General features: G+C 76.6%; 12 protein-coding genes. 2 read left to right on the top strand and 10 right to left on the bottom strand.

All coding sequences use genetic code 11. From position 1 onward, the window contains the following. Positions 1-134: 134 nt before the first annotated feature. From ACIP37_RS36145 to ACIP37_RS36185, 9 genes are all read right to left on the bottom strand, one after another. Positions 135-3,020, bottom strand: a complete 2,886-nt coding sequence (locus ACIP37_RS36145; RefSeq protein WP_400845287.1) for a condensation domain-containing protein — start codon at positions 3,018-3,020, stop codon at positions 135-137. Continuing rightward, positions 3,017-4,834 carry a non-ribosomal peptide synthetase gene (locus ACIP37_RS36150; RefSeq protein ID WP_363633533.1) on the bottom strand — a complete coding sequence of 606 codons (1,818 nt, stop codon included), beginning with the start codon at positions 4,832-4,834 and terminating at the stop codon, positions 3,017-3,019. Before ACIP37_RS36150 ends, ACIP37_RS36145 begins: the two co-directional genes overlap by 4 nt. A 74-nt stretch (positions 4,835-4,908) precedes the next feature. Then, a complete protein-coding gene (locus tag ACIP37_RS36155; protein ID WP_400812157.1) occupies positions 4,909-6,702 on the bottom strand; it encodes an AMP-binding protein in 1,794 nt (597 codons plus the stop codon). A 47-nt stretch (positions 6,703-6,749) separates the two neighbouring features. Continuing rightward, the gene (locus ACIP37_RS36160) at positions 6,750-7,925 is read right to left on the bottom strand and encodes an acyl-CoA dehydrogenase family protein (protein ID WP_363582759.1); all 1,176 of its coding nucleotides are present in this window, start codon (positions 7,923-7,925) and stop codon (positions 6,750-6,752) included. Continuing rightward, positions 7,922-11,032, bottom strand: coding sequence for an amino acid adenylation domain-containing protein (locus tag ACIP37_RS36165; RefSeq protein WP_400845290.1), 3,111 nt, complete (start codon positions 11,030-11,032; stop codon positions 7,922-7,924). The genes ACIP37_RS36160 and ACIP37_RS36165 overlap by 4 nt, the downstream gene beginning before the upstream one ends. Positions 11,033-11,352: 320 nt before the next feature. Then, the gene (locus tag ACIP37_RS36170) at positions 11,353-12,627 is read right to left on the bottom strand and encodes a non-ribosomal peptide synthetase (protein ID WP_363633539.1); all 1,275 of its coding nucleotides are present in this window, start codon (positions 12,625-12,627) and stop codon (positions 11,353-11,355) included. Positions 12,628-12,701: 74 nt separating this feature from the next. Further along, positions 12,702-13,994 carry an MFS transporter gene (locus ACIP37_RS36175; RefSeq protein ID WP_400845294.1) on the bottom strand — a complete coding sequence of 431 codons (1,293 nt, stop codon included), beginning with the start codon at positions 13,992-13,994 and terminating at the stop codon, positions 12,702-12,704. Positions 13,995-14,383: 389 nt separating this feature from the next. After that, positions 14,384-15,472, bottom strand: coding sequence for a PP2C family protein-serine/threonine phosphatase (locus ACIP37_RS36180; protein ID WP_400812160.1), 1,089 nt, complete (start codon positions 15,470-15,472; stop codon positions 14,384-14,386). Between the two features lie 234 nt (positions 15,473-15,706). Then, on the bottom strand, positions 15,707-16,360 hold the full coding sequence (locus tag ACIP37_RS36185; protein ID WP_400812162.1) for a maleylpyruvate isomerase family mycothiol-dependent enzyme: 654 nt from the start codon (positions 16,358-16,360) through the stop codon (positions 15,707-15,709). Between the two features lie 71 nt (positions 16,361-16,431). On the opposite strand from ACIP37_RS36185, the gene ACIP37_RS36190 reads away from it, so the two are divergent. Then, positions 16,432-17,394, top strand: coding sequence for a LysR family transcriptional regulator (locus ACIP37_RS36190; RefSeq protein WP_363582747.1), 963 nt, complete (start codon positions 16,432-16,434; stop codon positions 17,392-17,394). A 33-nt stretch (positions 17,395-17,427) separates the two neighbouring features. Here ACIP37_RS36190 and ACIP37_RS36195 read toward each other — a convergent pair whose 3' ends face one another. Beyond that, positions 17,428-18,573: an erythromycin esterase family protein gene (locus ACIP37_RS36195; RefSeq protein ID WP_400812164.1), complete on the bottom strand. Its 1,146-nt coding sequence runs from the start codon at positions 18,571-18,573 to the stop codon at positions 17,428-17,430. 90 nt (positions 18,574-18,663) lie between these two features. Between ACIP37_RS36195 and ACIP37_RS36200 the strand changes: the two genes are divergently transcribed. Then, positions 18,664-19,449 (top strand): TioE family transcriptional regulator, encoded by a 786-nt coding sequence (locus ACIP37_RS36200; protein ID WP_400845298.1) that lies wholly within the window; start codon positions 18,664-18,666, stop codon positions 19,447-19,449. Positions 19,450-19,465 lie beyond the last annotated feature (16 nt).

The raw sequence follows: 19,465 nt of genomic DNA on the forward strand, positions 1-19,465 counted from the left end.
CCGGCCGGGCCTTCGTTTTTCTCGGGCCCCCCGTTGAGGTGATCGGGGCGGCTTTATAATATCGCCGGGGCGCCCCCCCACCCGGCGGGGGGGGCCGGCCGGGGGCCGCCCCCCACGACGCGGAGCGGTGCAGGTCAGCCGACCATCGCCGCCAGGACGGTGCGCCAGTCCTCGCCCGGCTCGGGGCTCAGCGGGGCGGCGAGGGTCTCGGCGCGGTAGTGCCAGGGGCGGCGGAGTTCGGGATCGGCGTCGGGGCGCAGGTCCAGCGGGCTGCCGGAGTCGAGCAGGCGCACGAGCTCGCCGGTGAAGTCCGCCCAGGAGACGTGCCCGTTGACGGCGTTGACGATCCGGCCGGCCGCCGGGTTTCCGTCGGCGACGCAGGCGGCGAGCGCGCGGGCCAGGGCGGCGGAGTGCACCCAGGCGGCGCCGTACCAGGCGGAGCGGTCGCCGGGGGCGGGGGCGGGCAGGGCGATCGGACGGCCGGCCAGGGCGGCCTGGTAGAGGTCGCCGGTGGAGCCCCAGCGGAGCTGGTCGCGCAGGCGCTGGTGCGGGCCCCAGACGATCGGGGCGCGGACCACGGTGGCCGGGCCCCGGCCGGTGGCGGCCGCCTCGAACAGGATGCGCTCGCAGTCCAGCTTGGCCTGTCCGTAGGGGCTGACCGGTTCGCCGGTCGGGCCGCCTTCGGGGATGTCGGTGCCGGACGGGCGGCCGTAGGCGTCGATGCTGCTGACGAAGACGAACGGGCCGCCGCGCCAGCCCTCGACCAGGGCGCGCATCGCGGCGAGGTCGACGGCGTGCTCGGTGAAGGTGCAGGCGGCGTGGATGACGGCGTCGACACCCTCGACCGCGCGGCGCAGGCTGTCGAGGTCGGCGAGGTCGCCCTCGGCCAGTTCGGCGCCGTGCAGGGCGGGCAGGTGGGCGGACTCGGGCCGGACCAGGGTCCGGACCGGGCGGCCCTGGGCCATCAGTTCCTGGAGGACGGCCGCGCCGACACCGCCGGTGGCGCCGGTGAGCAGCACGGTGCCCGCGCGGGTGCGGGTACCCGGGCGGGAGCCGGTGCGGGCGGGGGCGGCGCGGCGCTCGTCCTCGCGGGTGGCGAGCAGGGCGGCGAGGGCGCGCGGGGTGCGCTGCTCCAGCACGTCCAGGCCGGTGAGCGGCAGGCCGGTGCGGGTGCGCAGGCGTTCGGCGAGCTGGACGGCGACCAGGGAGTGGCCGCCGAGGGCGAAGAAGTCGCCGTCGGCGGGCGGGGTGGTGCCGAGCAGTTCGCCGAAGGCCGTCCGGACGGTGTCGAGCGGGCCGGACCGCTCGGGGGCGGTCGGGGCCGCGCCGGGCAGCCGGCCGCGGTCCGGGGTTCCGTCGGCGTGCCGGGGCAGCCGGTCCAGCAGGGTGACGGCGGACGGCAGGTGGGCGGGGGCGAGGTGGCGGCGCAGTGCGGCGCGCAGTTCGACGCCGGTCGGGGCGACCGGGCCGCGCACCACGGCATAGGCGAGCGGCGGGCCGTCGGCGGTCTCGACGACGGCCGCCTCGACCACCCGGGAGTCGGCCGACAGTGCGGCGAGGGCCGGGTGCTGGGCGGTGGCCAGGCGGGTGCCGGGGAGCGCGGAGAGGGGCTGGTCGGGGTCGGCGGCGACGGCGGCGAGCAGGTCCGCGAAGGCGGTGAGCAGTTGCTCGGCGGTGGTCTCGTCGAGGGCGTCCCGGTCGTGCTGGACCAGGCAGCGCGGCTGCGGGCCGTCCTCGACCAGCAGGGCGAGGCCGAACTTGGCCAGGCCCAGGTCGAGTTCGACGTCCTCTGCGGTGAGGCCGGGCAGCGTGAGCGGCTCGGCGGGGTGGACGAGGTCGCAGCTGACGGACAGCAGCGGGGTGCCGTCGGCGCCGCGGGCCGCCGCGCCGAGCCGCTCGACGATCAGGTCGAACGGGATCTCGTGGTGCTGCTGCGCGTCCAGCAGCGCGGTCCGGGCCCGTCCGAGCACCTCGGTGAAGGTGGGATCGCCGGCCAGGTCGGCGCGCACCGCGAGGGTGTTGACGCCGAGGCCGACGGTACGGCGCAGCTCGGGCCGCAGGCGCTGGCCGCTGGCGCAGCCGAGGGTGAGGTCGGCCTGGTCGGCGGCGGTGCGCAGGGTGGCGAAGGCGGCGGCCAGGACGACGGCGAACAGGGTGGCGCCGTGCCGGGCGCCGAGCCGGCGCAGGCCCTCCACGGTGGCGGGGGCGAGCGGGGCGGCGTGCAGGGTGGCCCGGCGCTCGCGTGCCCCGGGCGGAGAGGGCCGCTGCAGCGCCAGCGGGCGGGCGCCGGCCAGGTGTCGGGCGCGGGCGTCGGCGGCGCTGGTGAGTTCGGCGTCGCGGGTGCGCTCCTCGCGGGCGTAGTCGGCGTACGACGGTCCGGGCGGCGGGAGTTGGGGCGCCACGCCGTCGCGGGCGGCGGCGTAGAGGGCGGCCAGGTCGGCGGCGAGGACGGGCAGCGAGCCGCCGTCGACGGCGATGTGGTGGATGTTCAGGAGCAGGGTGTGGTCCTGCGGGCCGTGCCGCAGCAGCAGGGCGCGCAGGACCGGGCCGGTGGCGAGGTCGAAGGGGCGGGCGGCCTCGGCGGCGAGCAGGGCGGGGGCGTTGTTCCCGGCGCCGTTCTCCCAGGTGGCGTCCACCGTGCGCAGCGGCACCGGGGTGACCGGGTCGGTCTGCTGGTGGGGCTGGTCGCCCTGGCGGCCGTAGCGGGTGCGCAGGACGGCGTGGCGCTCGGTGAGGCCGGTGAGGGCGGTGGCGAGGGCGGCGGGGTCGAGCGGTCCGCGCAGGCGGGTGGCGAGCGGGACGTTGTAGAGGGCGCCGCCCTGGCCGAGGTGGTCCATCAGCCACATCCGCTGCTGGGCGTGCGAGAGCGGGGCGGGGCCGGCCGGGCCGTCGCCCTGGCCGGTCGGCGCGCTCTGCGGGGCCGCCGGGCGCCCGCCCGCGGCGGGGCGGTTGCGGCGGGCGCGGCGCAGCAGGTCGGCCTGGTCGGCGGTCTGGTCGACGGCCGGGTGCTCGGCGGTCATCGGGTGGCTCCTTGCGGGGTGTCGTCGTGCGCGGCGCGCAGGGCTCGTTCGAGCAGGTCGGCCTGGCCGGCGACGGTGGGGTGGCCGAGGAAGTCGGCGAGCGAGAGTTCGACGCCGAGGTCCTCGCGGAGGTCGTCGACGACCCACATGGCGAGCAGCGAGTGGCCGCCCTCGGCGAGGAAGTCGGCGGCCGGGTCGGTGATCGGGCGTTCCAGGGCGCGGGTCCAGGCGGTGGCGACGGCCTGCTGGATCGGGGTGAGGGCGGCGGCGGTGCCGGGTCCGTCGGCGGCCGTCTCGTCGGCGGCGGCGAGGGCGCGGCGGTCGATCTTGCCGGTACCGGTCAGCGGCAGGGCGGCGAGTACGGTCCAGGCAGTGGGCACCAGGTGGGCGGGCAGCCGGTCGGCGAGCCGGGCACGGAGGGTCTCGACGGCCGGTCGGCTGCCGTCGGCGAGGACCAGGCAGGCGGTGAGCGCGGCGTCGGTGTGGCCGGGCCGTCGGACCACGACGGCCGCCTCGGCGACCTCGGGGAACTGCAGCAGCGCGTGCTCGACCTCGCCGGGTTCGATCCGGAAGCCGCGGACCTTCACCTGGTCGTCGGTGCGGCCGTGGAACTCCAGTGCGCCGTCGGGGCGTTGGCGGACGAGGTCGCCGCTGCGGTAGGCGCGGCCGGTGCCGGGCAGGTCGCGGAAGCGCTCGGCGGTCAGCTCCGGCCGGTCCAGGTAGCCCTGGGCGAGCCGGCCGCCGGCGATCCACAGTTCGCCGACGGTGCCGGGCGGCACCGGTGCGAGCTCCTGGTCGAGGACGAGGGTGCGGGCGCCGCCGAAGGGCCGGCCGATCGGGACCGGGCCGGTGGTGCAGTCGGCCGGGGTGATCCGGTGCAGGGTGGTGAAGGTGGTGGCCTCGGTCGGCCCGTAGACGTTGAAGAGTTCGAGCCAGGGGAAGGCGCGCAGCACCGCCCCCGCGTACTCGGGCGACAGGGCTTCGCCGCCGACGGCCAGGGTGCGCAGCACACCGAAGATCCGGGACTGCCGGGCGGCCAGGTGGTGGAACAGGGCGGTGGTGATGAACACGGTGGTGACGCCGAACCGCTCGATGTCGCGGACGAGTTCCTCGGCGGTGGGCCGGTCGGACGGCGAGACGGCGACGGCGGCGCCGCGCGCCAGCGGGGCCCACAGTTCGAAGGTGGAGGCGTCGAAGCTGATCGTGGAGTGGAACAGGACCCGGTCGCGGGGGCCGAGAGTGAACGCGTCCTGGGCGGTGACCAGGTCGGCGACGGCGCTGTGCGGGACGATGACGCCCTTGGGCCGGCCGGTGGAGCCCGAGGTGTAGAAGAGCAGGGCGGGCGCGGCCGGCTCGGCGGCGTCGGGGGCGGCCGCACCGATGGCGTCGGGGCCGTTCCCGGCCGGGGCGGCGGGCTCGGCCAGGACGAGGGTCGAGGTCAGCGCGAGGGTCTGCTCCTCGGCGAGTCCGGCCTCGGCGAGCAGCGTCTTGTCGCCGAGGACGAGCCGGACTCCGGCGTCCCCGGTCATCTCGGCGATGCGCTGGCGCGGGTAGGCCGGGTCGATCGGGACGACGTGGGCGCCGGTCCGCCAGATCGCGAGCTGGGCGACGACCAGGCGGGTGGAACGGGCGCAGAGCAGGCCGACAGCGCTGCCGGCACCGATTCCCCGGGCGGTCAGGGTCGCGGCCAGCCGGGCCGAGGAGTCGACGAGTTGACGGTACGTCAGAACGGTGGAGCCGTCGGTCACGGCGAGGGCGTCGGGGCGCTCCTGGGCGTGCCGGGCGATCAGGTCCGGGAGGGTCGCGGTGGGCATGGTGGGTCCCTTCCGGGCGCCCCGGCCGCGAACGGCCGGGGCGCCCTGCGCAGGTCGTACGGGCGGGCGGGCGGTCAGACGGCGGCGGCGGCGGTCGGCTGCCGTTCCGCCACCAGCCGGGCGACGGCCCGCAGGTCGGGCTGGCGCAGCACCAGGGGCGCGCGCAGCCGCACCCCGCACTCCTCCTCCAGGGCCTCCAGCAGCCGTGCGGCGGCGAGCGAGTTGCCGCCCGAGGCGAGGAAGTTGTCGCCGGGCCCGAGGTCCGCGCGGCCGAGCAGGTCGCGGCACAGGCGCAGCACGGTGCGCTCGCTGGGCGTGGCGCCCTCCTCCGCCGCGACCGGCTCGTCCGCCGTCGGGGCGAGGAGCAGGGCGGCGCGGTCGACCTTGCCGTTGGCGTCCAGCGGGAAGGTGTCGACCAGGCGGACGGCCGACGGGACGGCCTGCTCGGGCAGCCACGGCCGGACCGCCGCCAGCAGCTCGTCGGCGTCGGCCGCCGAGGACCCCTCGACGGTCTGGACGAAGGCGAGCAGCCGGACACCGCCGGTGGGCGCCGGGGCCGCGGCCACCACGGCCCGGCGCACCCGCGGGTCGCGCTCGAACGCAGCCTCGACCTCGGCGGGTTCGACCCGGACGCCGCTGACCTTGACCTGGTCGTCGAGCCGGCCGTGGAACTCCAGCACGCCGTCGGCGCGCATCACCACCCGGTCGCCGCTGCGGTAGACCCGGTCGATGCCGTCCACGCCGGGCGGCACGCCGACGAAGCGCCGGGCGGTCAGCTCGGGGTCGAGGTAGCCGGCGGCCAGGCCCCGGCCGCCGATGCGCAGTTCGCCGGCCTGGCCGCGCGGCACCGGTCGGCCCTCCTCGTCGGTGACCAGGACGACCGCGCCCGGGACGGGCAGCCCGATCGGCGGTGCGCCGGCGCCGTGGTCGAGGCCGGGCGCCATGGTGTGCACGGTGGTGGTGACGGTGGCCTCGGCGGGACCGTAGGCGTTGTGGACGGCCGCGGTGACGTCCGGGCCGGGGGCGCGGCGCAGCCGGTCGCCGCCGATGGTGAGGTGGCGCAGTGCCAGCCCGTCCGGCCACCCGCGCGCCAGGATCGGTTCGGCGAGCGGGGTGGGCAGGATGCTGACGGTGACGCCGGCCTCGCGCCACCAGTCGGTGAGCGCGCCCGGGTCCCAGCGGACGGCCTCGGGGGCGAGGGTGAGCGCGGCGCCGGAGGTGAGGGTGGCCCACAGCTCCAGGACGTGCGGGTCGAAGGACACGCCGATCAGCAGGCTGTGCCGCTCGCCGGGGCCGAGGCCGGTCAGCTCGCGGTACCAGTGGAGCAGCGCGCCGAGGGCGGGTTCGCCGACGGCGACGGCCTTGGGGGTGCCGGTCGAGCCGGAGGTGAGCACCGCGTAGTGGGTGCCGGCGGGCACGTGGACCTGCTCGCCGGGGACGAACGCGGCGACCACGTCGCTGGCCGGGTCCAGGTCGAGCGCCAACTGCTCGCCGCCATGCGGCAGTCGGGCCGGGTCGCCGACCAGGCAGGCGGGCCGCAGCTGCTCGGCGACGGCCTGGAGCCGGCGCTCGCCGGGGCGCGGGCCGAGCGGCAGGTGGACGGCGCCGAGCTTGGCGGTGGCGAGGGTGACGGCGGCCAGGGCGGCGGAGTGGCCGAGGCAGACGCCGACCAGGTCGCCGGGGCGGATCCGGTCGCGCAGCGCCGCGGCCACCGTGTCGGCGAGGCGGTCGAGTTCGGCGTAGCTGTAGGTGCGGGCGCCGTCGATCAGGGCGGGCGCGTCCGGGGTCCGGTGCACCCAGGTGGCGAACAGGTCGAGGACCGCGCCGTCCTGGTGCGGGCGACCGTATTCGATGCTCAGGGTTTCCATCATCGTCTCCAGGTGGTTCAGGCCGTTGACAGGCCGTTGACGGACTGTCAGTTCAGGCCCATGGAGCGGGCGATGATCACCTTCTGGACCTCGGAGGTCCCCTCGATGATCGTGGTCATCCGCACGTAGCGGTACAGGAACTCCAGCGGGTGGCCGCGCACCCAGCCGGTGGCGCCGTGCACCTGGAGCGAGCGGTCCACCGCGCGCACGGCGGTCTCGGAGGCGGTGAGCTTGGCGAGCGCCGCGTTCTCCGGCGCCTCGGTGCCGTCGTCGACCAGCCGGGCGCAGGCGAGGGTGAGCAGCTTGGAGCACTCCACCTCGGCCCGGGTGGCCACCAGGTGTTCCTGGACGTGCTGGTACTCGCCGATGACCTTGCCGAAGGCGCGCCGCTCGCGGGCGTACTCGACGCCCATGCGCAGCGCGTACTCGGCGATGCCGTTGCACATCGCGGCGACGACCAGGCGGCCCCGGGAGAGGCTGTCCATGGCGAGGGCGGTGGCCGCGCCGACGCCCTCCTCGCCGCCGATCACGGCGTCGGTGGAGACGGTGACCTGGTCGAGCAGCAGCTCGAACAGCGGTTCGCCGGACATGCCCTCGTAGCGCTGGCCGATCCGCAGGCCGGGCTGGTCGATCGGGAGGACGAAGGCGGTGGCGCCGGCGGTGGGCCCGGCTCCCTCGCCGAGGTCGGTGGCGGTGACGACGAGCACCAGGCCGGCCCGGTCGGCGTTGCTGACGAAGGTCTTGCGGCCGTTCAGCACCCAGCCGTCGGCGGTGCGCACGGCGGTGGTGGTGAGGCGGAACGCGTCGGAGCCGGCGTGCGGCTCGGTGAGGGCGAGGCAGCGGGTCTGCTCGCCGCGCACCAGCGGCACGAGGTGGCGCTCGATCTGCTCGGGGGTGCCGTGCCGCAGCAGCGGGCTGGGGCCGTCGGAGCCGGCCAGGGCGTACGGCGCGAGCGGGCAGCCGCTGCGCCCGGCGGCGTGGTGCAGCAGGACGACGGCGGTGAACGGCATGTCGGCGCCGCCGAGTTCCTCGGGGTAGTCGCCGGCGTAGAAGCCGAGCGCGGCGGAACGCTTGCGGACGTAGGCGCGCAGTTCGGCGGGCACCTCGTCGGCGGTCTCGGGCAGTTCGGCGGCCAGCGGGACGAGCTCGCGGCGGACGAAGCTCTCGAACGCGTCGACGAGTTCGCGGTGGCCGTCTTCGAGGACGGCGGAGGGGGCGGTCATGCGCGGTCTGCCTTTCCGGGGTGCTGGCCGGTGAGCGCGCTGGCCTGGTCGGCCAGGACGGCGTGGCGGAACAGGGTGCGCAGCGGCGGGCGGCTGCCGAGGTGCGGCTCCAGCCAGGCGGCGAGCTGGGCGGCGAGCAGCGAGTGGCCGCCGACCTCGAAGAAGTGGGACTCGGCGGTGAAGCGGTCGTGGCCGAGCACCTCGCGCCAGGCGGCGGCGATCAGTTCCTGGCCGGGGTCGGCGAAGGCGCTCTCGGCGGCCGGGGCGGCCTCCTGGGCGGGGGCCTCGTCGGCGAGCCGGGCGAGGGCGGCGCGGTCGGGCTTGCCGCCGGGCAGGGTGGGCATCGTCTCGACGGCCGTCCAGGTCGCGGGGACGAGCCCGCCGGGCAGCCGCTGGGCGAGCGCCGCGTGCAGGGCGGCCTGGTCGGGGCGGTCGGCGCCCTCCAGGAAGCCGATCAGGCGCGGGCCGGCCTGCGGGTCGGTGTGCAGCACCACCGCGCAGGAGCGCCCGCCGAGTTCGGCGGAGGCCGCGGCCTCGATCTCCTCCAGTTCGATCCGGTGGCCGCGGAGCTTGACCTGGTTGTCGGCGCGGCCGAGGAAGCACAGCCGACCGCGCAGGTCGCGGTAGCCGCGGTCGCCGGTGCGGTAGACGCGCTCGCCGCCGAGGGCGGGCACGGTGACGAAGCGGGCCGCGGTCGGCTCCGGCAGGCCGAGGTAGCCATCGGCCAACAGGTCTCCGCTGACGGCGAGTTCGCCGACACAGCCGGCCGGGAGCGGGCGCAGCGCCTCGTCCAGGACGTGCAGGCGCACGCCGTCCAGTTCGGCGCCGAGCGGGATCTCGCCGTCCTCGGCCACGTCGGCGGCGGTGACCTCGTACACGGTGGAGGTGACGGTGGCCTCGGTGACGCCGTAGGCGTTCAGCACGGTGGTGGCCTCGGTCAGGCCGGCCAGCGCGCGGGCGGGCAGGCGCTCGCCGCCGAGGACGAGCAGCCGGGGCGCCCAGCGGCCGTCGCGCAGCGCCTCGCGCAGGTCCTCGCGGACGGCGAGCAGGTAGCTGGTCGGCAGGTTGGCGACGGTGACGCCGCGGGCGGCGAGCACGGCGACGAGCTCGGGCCCGGTGGGCACCTCGCGCTGCGGCACGACCAGGGCGGCGCCGGCGGCCAGCGCGGGCAGCACCTCCTCCAACGCCACGTCGAAGGACGGGCGGGCGAACAGCAGCACCCGGTCGGCGGGGGTCAGTTCGTAGCGGGCGGCGATCGCGGCGACGTACCCGGCGAGCGCGTCGCGGCCGACCAGGACGGGCTTGGGCACGCCGGTGGAGCCGGAGGTGTGGATCAGGTAGGCGGCGCCGTCCAGCACGGCGGCGGGCTCGGCCTTGGGGAAGGCCGGGCCGTCCAGCAGCGCGGGGGTGACGCCCTCGGCGGGCAGGGCGAGCGCGCTCTGCCGGGTGGCCAGCACCAGGGCCGGGGCCAGCCGGTCCAGCAGCAGGCCGAGCCGGGCGGCCGGGTCCTCGGCGGACAGCGGCGCGTACACGGCGCCGTACCGCAGGCAGGCGAGCAGGGCGACGACGCTGTCCACGCCGCGCGGCAGCACGGCGGCGACCGGCTGGCCGGGGGTGACGCCGGCGGCGCGCAGGCGTTCGGCCAGCTGGGTGACGCGGCGGTCGAGCTCGCCGTAGCTGAGGCGCTCGGTGCCGGCGATCATCGCGATGGCCGTGGGGTCGTGGGCGGCGGCCGGGTCGAGACCGGCCCGGGCGACGGCGGTGGCGGGTTCGGCGGCCGGGGCGGGGTCGAGCGCGGCGAGCGTGGCCTCGGGCCGGTCGAGGTAGCAGCGCAGCAGCTGGAGCAGGCGGTCGGCCAGCAGGGTGGCCTCGGCCTCGCCGAACAGGTCGGCGTCGTAGTCCCAGACCAGGGTCATCCCGGCGCCGCCGTGCTTCTCGCCGACCACCCGGCGGTCGTCGGGCAGCAGCACCAGGTCGAGGTCGAAGCGGGTGGTGCCGGTGTTGAAGCCCTCGTACAGCGAGACTTCGAGACCGGGCGCCTGGACGTCCGGCAGCGCGGCGTCGTGCGCGCTGAACATCACGTTGAACAGCGGGTTGTCGGCGCCGCCGGTGTGCAGGCCGAGCCGGCGGGTCAGCTCCTGGACCGGCAGGTCCTGGTACGGCAGCGCGCGCAGCAGGACGTCGGTCACCTCGTCGACGGCCTCGGTGCCGGGGGCGGCCGGGTCCAGCCGCAGGTGCAGCGGCACGGTGTTCACGAACATGCCGACGGTGCCCTCGAAGCCCTCCGGGCGGTTGCCGACGGCGGTTCCGACGACGAGCTCGCGGTGCCCGGAGTGCCGGCGCAGCAGTTCGGCGAAGAGCGTGAGCAGGGTGCTGAACGGGGTGTGCCCGTCCTCCTTGCTGCGGGTGCGCAGCCGCTCGGCGAGGTCGGCGCCGATCGCCTGGCGCATCTGGCCGCCGCGGTGGCGGCGCACCGCGCCGGGGTTGGCCAGCCCGGGCAGGGTGACCTCGCGCGGGGCGTCGGCCAGCTCCCGCAGCCAGAAGGCGAGCGCGCGCTCACGGGCGTCCGGGTCGACGGCCGTGCGGGCGTGCTGCTCGTACGAGGGCGCCTCGGGCAGTTGGTAGGGCTCGCCGAGGACGTGGGCGCGGTAGACGGTGAACAGGTCGCGCAGCAGGATCGCGAAGGAGTGGCCGTCGTGGACGAGGTGGTGCTCGACGTGGATCAGCCGGTGGTGGTCCGTGCCGAGGCGCACCAGGTGCCAGCGCAGCACCGGCGCCTTCTCGGTGTCCACCGGCTCCTCGGCCTCGGCGGCCAGCAGCTCGCGGAAGGTGGCCTCCGGGTCGGCCTCGGCGGCGAAGTCGCTGCGGCGCAGCGTCGGTTCGCAGTGCTCGGCGACCCGCTGGCCGGGCAGGCCCTCCGGGCGGGCGACCAGTTCCAGGCGCAGGCCCGGGTGGTGTGCGAGGACGGCGGCCAGTCCGGCGTGCAGCGCGTCCTCGTCGAGGGCGCCCCAGAGGTCGAGCACGGCGGTGAAGTTGTACGCACGACTGCCGGGCAGCATCTGCTCGTGCAGCCAGACGATCTCCTGCGAGGAGGAGAGCGCAAACATCGGTGACTCCCTTGTGTGGTGGGCGTGTTGGCCCTGTGGTGGCGGGGCGGGCGTGGATGGCCCGGCCCTGGTTCCGGGCACGCCGGGGTGGTGGCGCGGCCCGGCGGTCGGTGTGGGGGCTCGGTGGCGGCTTCGGTCCGGGGCGGGTCAGGCGTCCGGGGCGGGCGTCCTGATGCGGACGTCCGGTGCAGGTCCGGTACGGCTTCGGGTCGGGTCCGGGGCGGCTTCGGGTCGGGTGCGGATCAGGCGTCCGGAGCGGGCGTGCGGATCAGGCGTCCGACGCGGGGTCAGGCCGGGGGGCGGGGTCAGGCCGGGGCGGGTCAGGCCGCCCGCAGGTGGCGGCGCAGCGTGGCGAGCAGGTCGTCGAAGGCGGCGGTGGCGGCGTCCTCGGGGAACCGCTCGCGGTCCCAGGCGAGGCGCACCAGCAGGTCGTCGCCGTGCGAGGCGGCGACCGCGAACGGCGCGGCGAGCGGCCGCCCGGCCAGGTGGGTCTCCCGGCCGGGCACGCCGCCGAACACCAGCGGCGGGCGGCGGTGCAGGTCCTCCAGGGTGAGCATGCCGTCCAGGGCGCCCGTCCACGGGGCGCCGGCGGTGCGGGCGGCCCGGACCACCTCGTCGAACGGGGTGTCGGCGTGGTCGAGGTCGTCCCACCAGGCGTCGGCGAGGTCCTCCAGGGCGGCGGCCGCGCCGGGTGCGGCGGGGTGCACCAGGGTGTTGAGGAAACAGCCGAGCGCGGCGGGCGCACCCGGCGGGCGGCCGCCCCACGGGTAGCCGAGGGCGAGCTGCCCGTCGGTCCGGTGCAGCCGGTGGGCGGCGGCCGCGGTGGCGTCCAGCAGGGCGGGGAAGATAGCGGTGCGAGCGGCCCCCTCGGCGGCGGGCAGCCGGTGGCTGAGCATGCCGGTGGAGCCGGCCGCTCCCCCGCCCGTCCCGGTGACGCCGCCGAGCCTGCGGCCCCAGTGGGCCTGTGCGGCGGGGCCGCCGGCGGCGTCCTCGGCGGCCAGTTGCCGTTCGACGGCCTCCCGGTAGGCCGCCAGGGCGTCCTGGTCGGGGGCGGCGACGGCCTCCTGGGCGTGGTCGTCCCGGGCGTAGGCGTCGGTGAGGTCGGCGGTGAGGATGCCGAGCGACTGCTCGTCGCAGGCGGCGTGGTCCACCGCGAGGGCGAGCAGTTCCTCCTCGCCGTCCGGCTCCCGGGCCACCAGCAGGCGCAGCGCGGGCCCGTCGGCGGGCCAGTCCAGCAGTGCCTCGCGCAGGGCGGAGCGGGCGGTGCCGCCGGGCGGGACGGCGATCCGGGCGGCCTCGGCCGAGGGGGCGCCGACCCGCAGGACGGGCGTGCCGCGCACCGTCCCGAAGCCGCCGCACAGCGCCGGGTGCCGGGCGGCGGTGGCGGCGGCGGCGCGGGCCAGCCGGGGCAGGTCGAGGGTGCCGCCCGGGTAGGCGTGGAACAGCGGGACGACATCGGGCCGGCCCTGCGGCGCGAGCCTGCGGGTGATCAGGAAGCGCCGCTGGGCGCCGGTGAGCGGGAGCAGGTCCATCGGGGAGTCGGCGGCGGCGGAACGGTACCGGGCGAGGTAGGCGGCGGTGATGCTGGCGTGCACGGAACGGTCTCCGGTTTCCGGTTTCGGTTCGGTTCGGGCGTCAGGCGGCGGGGCTCGTCGGGCGGCCGGGTGCGTCAGGCGGCGGGGCTCGCGACGGGCTCCTCCCCGGCCGTGGCGGCGGTGTCCGCCGGGAGGTCCCGCAGCCGGCGCAGCGGCGACAGCAGAAGCGGCACCGGGACGAGCAGGAAGCCCGCCGCGCACAGCCACAGCGCGGCGCGCGGTCCGGCCGCGTCGGCGACGGTGCCGCCGACGAGCGCGCCGATCGGCAGCGTGCCCCAGACCAGGAAGCGCATGGTGGCGTTCATCCGGCCGAGCAGCTCCGGCGGGCACAGGCTCTGCCGGAAGCTCACCTGGGCGACGTTGTAGGCCACCGCGCCGAACAGCACCACCGCCGAGGCGATTCCGAACAGCACCACGCCCGCGCCCCGGCCGGACAGCGGCCACAGCAGCGCGAACGGCGCCGTCACCACGGTGGCGAGCCAGATCAGCCGGGCCTGGCCGAGCCACGCCGCCAGCCGCCCCGCGCACAGCGCCCCGGCCAGGCCGCCGACGGCGGAGGCCGACAGCAGCAGGCCGATGGCGCCCGGCGCGAGGTCGAGCACCCGCACCCAGAACACCGTCTGCACGGCCGCCAGCACGGCGGCGAACAGGTTGGACACGGCGGTCGCGGCGGCGATCGCGCGCAGCAGCGGGTGCTTGAGCACGAAGCGCACGCCCTCGGCGACCTCGGCACGCAGCGACCGTCCGGGCGCCGGCTCCGGTCGGGGCTCCTCGACCCGGATCCGGGCGAGCAGCAGGGCGGAGGCGAGGTAGCCGACGGCGTCGGCCACGATGGCGAGCGACGCGCCGAGCAGTTGGACCAGGCCGCCGCCGAGCCCGGGCCCGACGATCTGCGCCGAGGAGCGGACCGTCTCGATCGCGCCGTTGCCCCCGACCAGTTGCTCGCGCGGCAGGACGGACGGCAGGAAGGACTGGTGGGCGACGTCGAAGAAGACCGTCGCCACCCCGGTGACCAGCGCCACCAGGTAGAGCTGGGCCATGGTCAGCACGCCGAGCGCGGCGGCCGGCGGGATCGACCCGACGGCGAGGCAGCGCACCACGTCGGCGCGGATCAGCACCGGGAGCTTGCGCATCCGGTCCAGCCAGGCGCCGGCCGGCAGGCCGACCAGTAGGAACGCGGCGGTCTCGGCGGCGGTCAGCAGGCCGACCTCGAAGGGTGTGGCGTCGAGCACCATCACCGCCACCAACGGGAGCGCGACCAGGGTCACCTGGCTGCCCGTCTGGGCCGTCGCGGCTCCGGTGAGCAGGAGTCGGAAGTCGCGGTGGCCGAGCAGGCGGTCGCGGCGGGGGCTTGGCGTCTCGTTCATCAGTGCGACTTTCGGTCACCACTTCGCTACTGGGCAAGCATCGCGTCCGTTTCCGGACGAACCACGGGTCGGCCGGATCGCGCCACTCCCGCGACCCGCCCTTACGGACCCCATACGACCGAGCACGCTCCCGCCGGGACGTCCGCGCAGGCCGCCGACCTGGGGCGGACCACTCGCACGGCCACCCGGCGCACCGCGGGCCCCGCACGTCCAATTCGCCGTCCGCTATGCGGGCATTCGCATTCCGGCCACCGGACGCCGTCACTCAACTTGGCTGGATCATGCGAAACACTGACTGTCCGTCATCTGATCGTGATATCGGCCGCGTCGCGGGAGCCCGTGGGAAGAAGCACCCGCGCCGCCGAACGGGCCGGACCGGGCCCCGCCGCTCAGTCCGCCTCCCGGCAGGTCACCGCCAGCACCGCCATGTCGTCGTCCCGCGGCCCGCCCGTCCACCGCTCCACGTCCGCCACCAGCGCGTCGACGGCCTCCTGGGGACCGTCGAACGGGCCGAGCGGGCCGAGGGCGAGCAGCGGATCGTAGAACTCCCCGGCCGCGTCCCGGGCCTCCGTCACCCCGTCGGTCACCAGCAGCAGCGTGCACCCCGGCGGGAACGGCCGGGTCTCCGGCGCCGGCCGGGCCACGCCCAGCGAGCCCATCCCGAGCGGCAGCCCCGGGTCGGCGGCATCCAGCCGGCGCACCGCCTCCGGCCCGCCCAGCAGGTACGGTCCCGGGTGCCCGCAGTCGAGCGTGCGCACGACGTCCTCACCCTGCGGGAACTCGACCAGCAGCGCCGTGATGAACCCCTCCAGCCGCACCTCCTCGGCCAGCAGCGTGCTCTCCCGGGTCAGCGCCCGCTCCAGCCCGTCGGCCAGCGCCACGAGGTCCGGCGCCCGGTGGGCGTCCTCCCGGAACGCGCCGAGCAGCACCGACACCGCGCCGACCGCCTGCAGCCCCTTGCCCCGCACGTCCGCGATCAGCACCCGCACGCCGTACGGGGTCGCCTGCAGCGCGTACGCGTCGCCGCCGATCAGCGCCTCGGTCTGCGCCGCCCGGTAGCAGGCGGCGACCGACAGTCGGCCCACTCGCGCGGGCGGCTCGGGCAGCACCGCCCGCTGGGCGGCCTCGGCCACCGACCGCACCTGCGCCAGCCGCTCCCCGTGCCGGGCGACGACGCGGTTGACCCAGACGCCGAGCAGCGCGGCGAAGGCCGTGTTCACCAGCTCCAGGTAGCCGTCCTGGGTGCCGATCGAGCCGTCCCGCACGGCCAGCACGAGGATGCCGGTCACATTGGCGACGCCCACCGCGAGGGTGTCCCGCAAGGTCAGCAGGGCGCCGGTCAGGACGGCGGCGGCCGCGAGGAGCGGGTCGCCCCAGTAATCGGCGGGATCCAGGGAGTTCCAGACGAGCCCGGCGACGATCAGCAACCACGGCGCGAACCGCACGTACGGCGGCCACTGCTCGGACCTCGGGGCCATCGGAGACCTTGCTTCCCGTCTCACCGCCTATCCGGAATGGGCGATTCCGATCCTAGCCACCCCTGCGCGCCCCCGCGCGCGCCCGACTGCGCCGCGGGGAGCGAACCGCGCGGTGGCGCCCCTCGGCCACCGGGGCCGGGGCCGGGGCGGGGCCATGGGTCAGCCCGGTGATCTGCTCCGGCACCCGCACGGCGCTCCCGCCGACGGCCGGGCACGCGAGAGCGGACGCGCCCGCTACCCGCCCAGGGTGAACCGCCCCGCGCCCGGGCCGGTGAGGAGGCCGGGCGGCAGCCGGCGCCCGTAGGTGAGCAGCAGGAGGTGTTCGGCCCGGCCCTCCACCACGGCCGGGCCCTCGCCGTACGCCCAGGCGGTGTCGGCGGCCCGCAGGTGGACACCGTCGAGTCGGGCGCCGAAGAAGCGCAGACTGCGCCGGGAGACGGTGGCGAGCAGGGCGGTGACCCGAGGCAGCGGTAGGCGCGAGGGCAGGCCGAGCGCGGTGGTGATGTCGAGGCCGTGCACGACGTCGTGGGCGAGGGCGGCGATCCGGCCGCCGACCGGGGGGCGCCAGGGGTGTTCGGCGTGGTCGGCGAGAGCGGCGGCGAGTTGGCGGTCGGTGAGGGCGGCGGCGTCGCGGCGCGCCACCCGGTCGGTCATCCGGTGGAGGGAGCCGCCGGCCCGCATGAGGTCCGCGAGACTGCGGGCGGTGGAGTGGCGGAAGCCGGTGCTCATGTGGGCGGCGACCTCGCGAACGCGCCAACCTGCGCACAGCGAAGGGGAGTTCCACTGGTCCGGGGAGAAGGTGGTGAACACCTCGGCGAGTTCCCGGCGTTCGGCCGCGATCTGCTCGCGGACCCAGTCGACGGCCTGGTCGTGCTGCACGGTTCCCATGCCTCCAGCCTGCGGCCGGGACCCTCCGGACGTCCAAGACCGGGGAGTTCTTCCACCTATCATCAGAAGTTATGGAACTCCGGCAGCTCCAGTACTTCGTCACCGTGGCCCAGCAGGGCAGCTTCACCCGCGCCGCCGAGCTGCTGCACCTCACCCAGCCCGGGGTCAGCGCCCAGATCCGGCAGCTGGAGAAGGAGTTGGGCCACCGGCTGCTGGACCGCGGCGGGCGCGGCGTCCGGCTCACCCCGGTCGGCGAGGCGGTGCTCCCGCACGCGCGGGCGGCGCTCGCCTCCGCCGCGGCGGCGCGGCAGACGGCGCAGGACTTCGGCGGACTGCGGCGCGGGCACGTCCGGCTCGGGCTGGTCTCCGGGGCGGCCCTGGGTCCTGTCCCGCCGGCCGGGGCGGACGGCCTTCCCGGACTCGCCACCACGCTCGCCGCGTTCCGCCGCGACCACCCGGGCATCGACCTCTCGCTGGCCGAGGACGGTACCGCGCGGATGCTCGGCGCCCTGCGCGAGGGGCGGTTGGACCTCGCCGTGATCGGCCTGCCCACCACCGCGAGCGGACGGGACGACGACGACGGCTGGCGGACGCTGGCCGGGCTCGCCCTGCACACCGTGCTGGAAGCCCCGCTGGTCGCCGCCTTCACCGGGCACCACCCGCTGGCCGGCGGACCGGACGGCCCCCTGCCGGTCGCCGCACTGGCCGGGCACGCCCTGGTGAGCACCCCGCGCGGCACCGGCCTGCGGACGGCACTGGAGCAGGCCCTGGCCGCGGCCGGGGCACGCCCCACGGTCGCGGTCGAGGCGTCCGCCCCGCCGCAGCTGGCCGAACTCGCCGCGCACGGGCTGGGCGTGGCCGTGCTGCCGGATCCGCCGCCCGCCGCCGGGCTGCGGATCCGGCCGCTCACCGACCCCGTCCCGCTGGTGCGGATCGCGCTGGCCTGGCCGACCGGCCGCCCCACCGCGCCGCCCACGGCCGCGCTCCTGGGCCACTTGCGGACGTCCTATCCGGGCCCGGGGGCCCGCACCTGACGCTGCCGGGGGTCCGTCCTCCGCAGGCCGCCGTCAGAGCTCGGCGGCGGCGGTCCCGTCGCCGATGTGCAGGATCGCGTCGGCCCCGTCGAGGACCGCCCGGTCGAGCGGGAAGTAGCCCTGCTCCGGCGTGGTGTCGGTGCGCGTCCGGCCACCGGCGGCCGCACCGGGCTCGACCAGTCCCCAGGTGGCGGCCCCGCGCTGGAGCGCGCCCTCGTGGGTGTCCGGCTCGGGCTCCTGGAGCCCGACGGCCTCGCTGCGGCCCAGGCTGCCGGGGACGAAGGTGTACGGCTCGTCCAGGGAGTTCAGGATCGCGCCGACGCCGCTCCAGGTCAGGTTCAGGTCCGCCAGCCGCATGGCGCTCGGCTGCCGCTGCAGGTGGAGGTTGTGGGCGAAGACCAGGGTCCCCCCTCGGCGGGCCTCGCCGCCGCGGATGTCGAGGAGGTTCTGGGCCATGAGCACGTCCCGGGTGCCGAGGAGGCCGGACAGCCGGGCGCCCGGCTCCAGGCGCTCGGCCGACTGCCGGTGGTAGCGGAGCAGACCGAGGCCGGCGGTGAGGTGCGTCCTGGCCCTGAGCCACTCGGCGCGCGAGGTCGCCGCGACCAGTTCCGGGGCCCGCGCGTACAGCAGGGTGAGCAGGTCGTCGGCGACCGTCCGCAGCTTCTCCGCCTCGGCGGAGGCGCCGGGCGACATCTCCGGGTCCAGGACCGCCTCGGGGCGGCTCCAGCGCTGGTCCTCGCCGACCAGGCCGGCGAGGTCGAGGTCGAGCCCGAGGTAGTCGCGGGCGTGTTCGAGGTAGCGCCGCGGGCTGGGTGCGCTGGTGTTCTCCGTCTGCGCGTCGAAGCCGTGGAAGGCCAGACGGTCCGCCGGCGGCCGGCTCCGGTTGTACTCGCGCATCCAGGCGACCAGCCGCCGGTTGCCGTCCAGTTCTCCGAAGCCGTGGGAGAAACCCTCGCCCATCACCGAGTCGAGGGTGCCCACCCCCTCCTGGACGAAGTCGTTCACGGTGAGCGCGGCCACCCGGTCGGTTTCGAGGGCGATCGACCGGAATCCCCGGTCGACCAGTTGGGCGAACAGCTCGTTGCGGATCCGCGCGAAGGCCGGTTCCCGGTGGGTGGGTTCACCGAGCGCCAGCAGTGCGCATGACGGAGGGACGAGGTCTCGCAAGTCCTGACTCATGACCCTCAAGCGTATCCTTGAAAGAACGGTTGAGACTTTTCCTGCTCCGACCGCCCGATCCTCCGCTGAAGTCTCAAACCGGTGATCACCATGCGCCCCTCCGACCTCGCCCGCGGGCACGGCCTCTCGACCCAGGCCGTGCGCAACTACGAGCGGGACGGCTTCCTCCCGCCCGCCGAACGCACCGCCAGCGGCTACCGCATCTACACCGAGGTGCACGCGGCCGCGCTCGACGCCTACCGCTCCCTGGTCGCGGCGTACGGCCACGCGACCGGCGGCCGGATCATGACCGCACTCCACCGGGGCGGGCTCGACGACGCCCTGACGGCCATCGACCGCGGCCACGGCCAACTGCTCCGCGACCGGGACACCCTGGACGCGGTGCGGAAGGCCGTGCACCACCTGACGGCGCGACCCGGCGCGGCGCGGGATCTCTCGGCGGACCTTGCAGCGGATCTTGCGGCGGATCTTGAGGAGGGCCCATCGGCGGAGCCCCCGGTGGACGGCGCCGTCCTGAGCATCGGCGAACTCGCCCACCGGCTCGGCGTCGCCCCGGCGACCGTGCGCAACTGGGAGGGCGCGGGCATCCTCACCCCCGCCCGGGACCAGGCCACCGGGCACCGCGTCTTCCGCGCCGACGACATCCGCGACGCCGAACTCGCCCACCTGCTCCGGCGCGGCGGCTACCCGCTGGACCACATCGCCACCGTGGTCCGACAGGTGCGGACGGCCGGCGGCACGGCCTCCCTGGCCGACGCCCTCGACGGCTGGCAGCGCAGGCTCACCGCCCAGGGCCTGGCCATGCTCGACGCGGCCGCCCGGCTCGGCCACTACCTGGGCCTGACCGGCCACCCGCGGCCGGACCTGGGGTCTTAGTCAGCGATTCGGCGGG

The organism is Kitasatospora sp. NPDC088861 (genome assembly GCF_044750105.1).
Lineage (GTDB): Bacteria > Actinomycetota > Actinomycetes > Streptomycetales > Streptomycetaceae > Kitasatospora.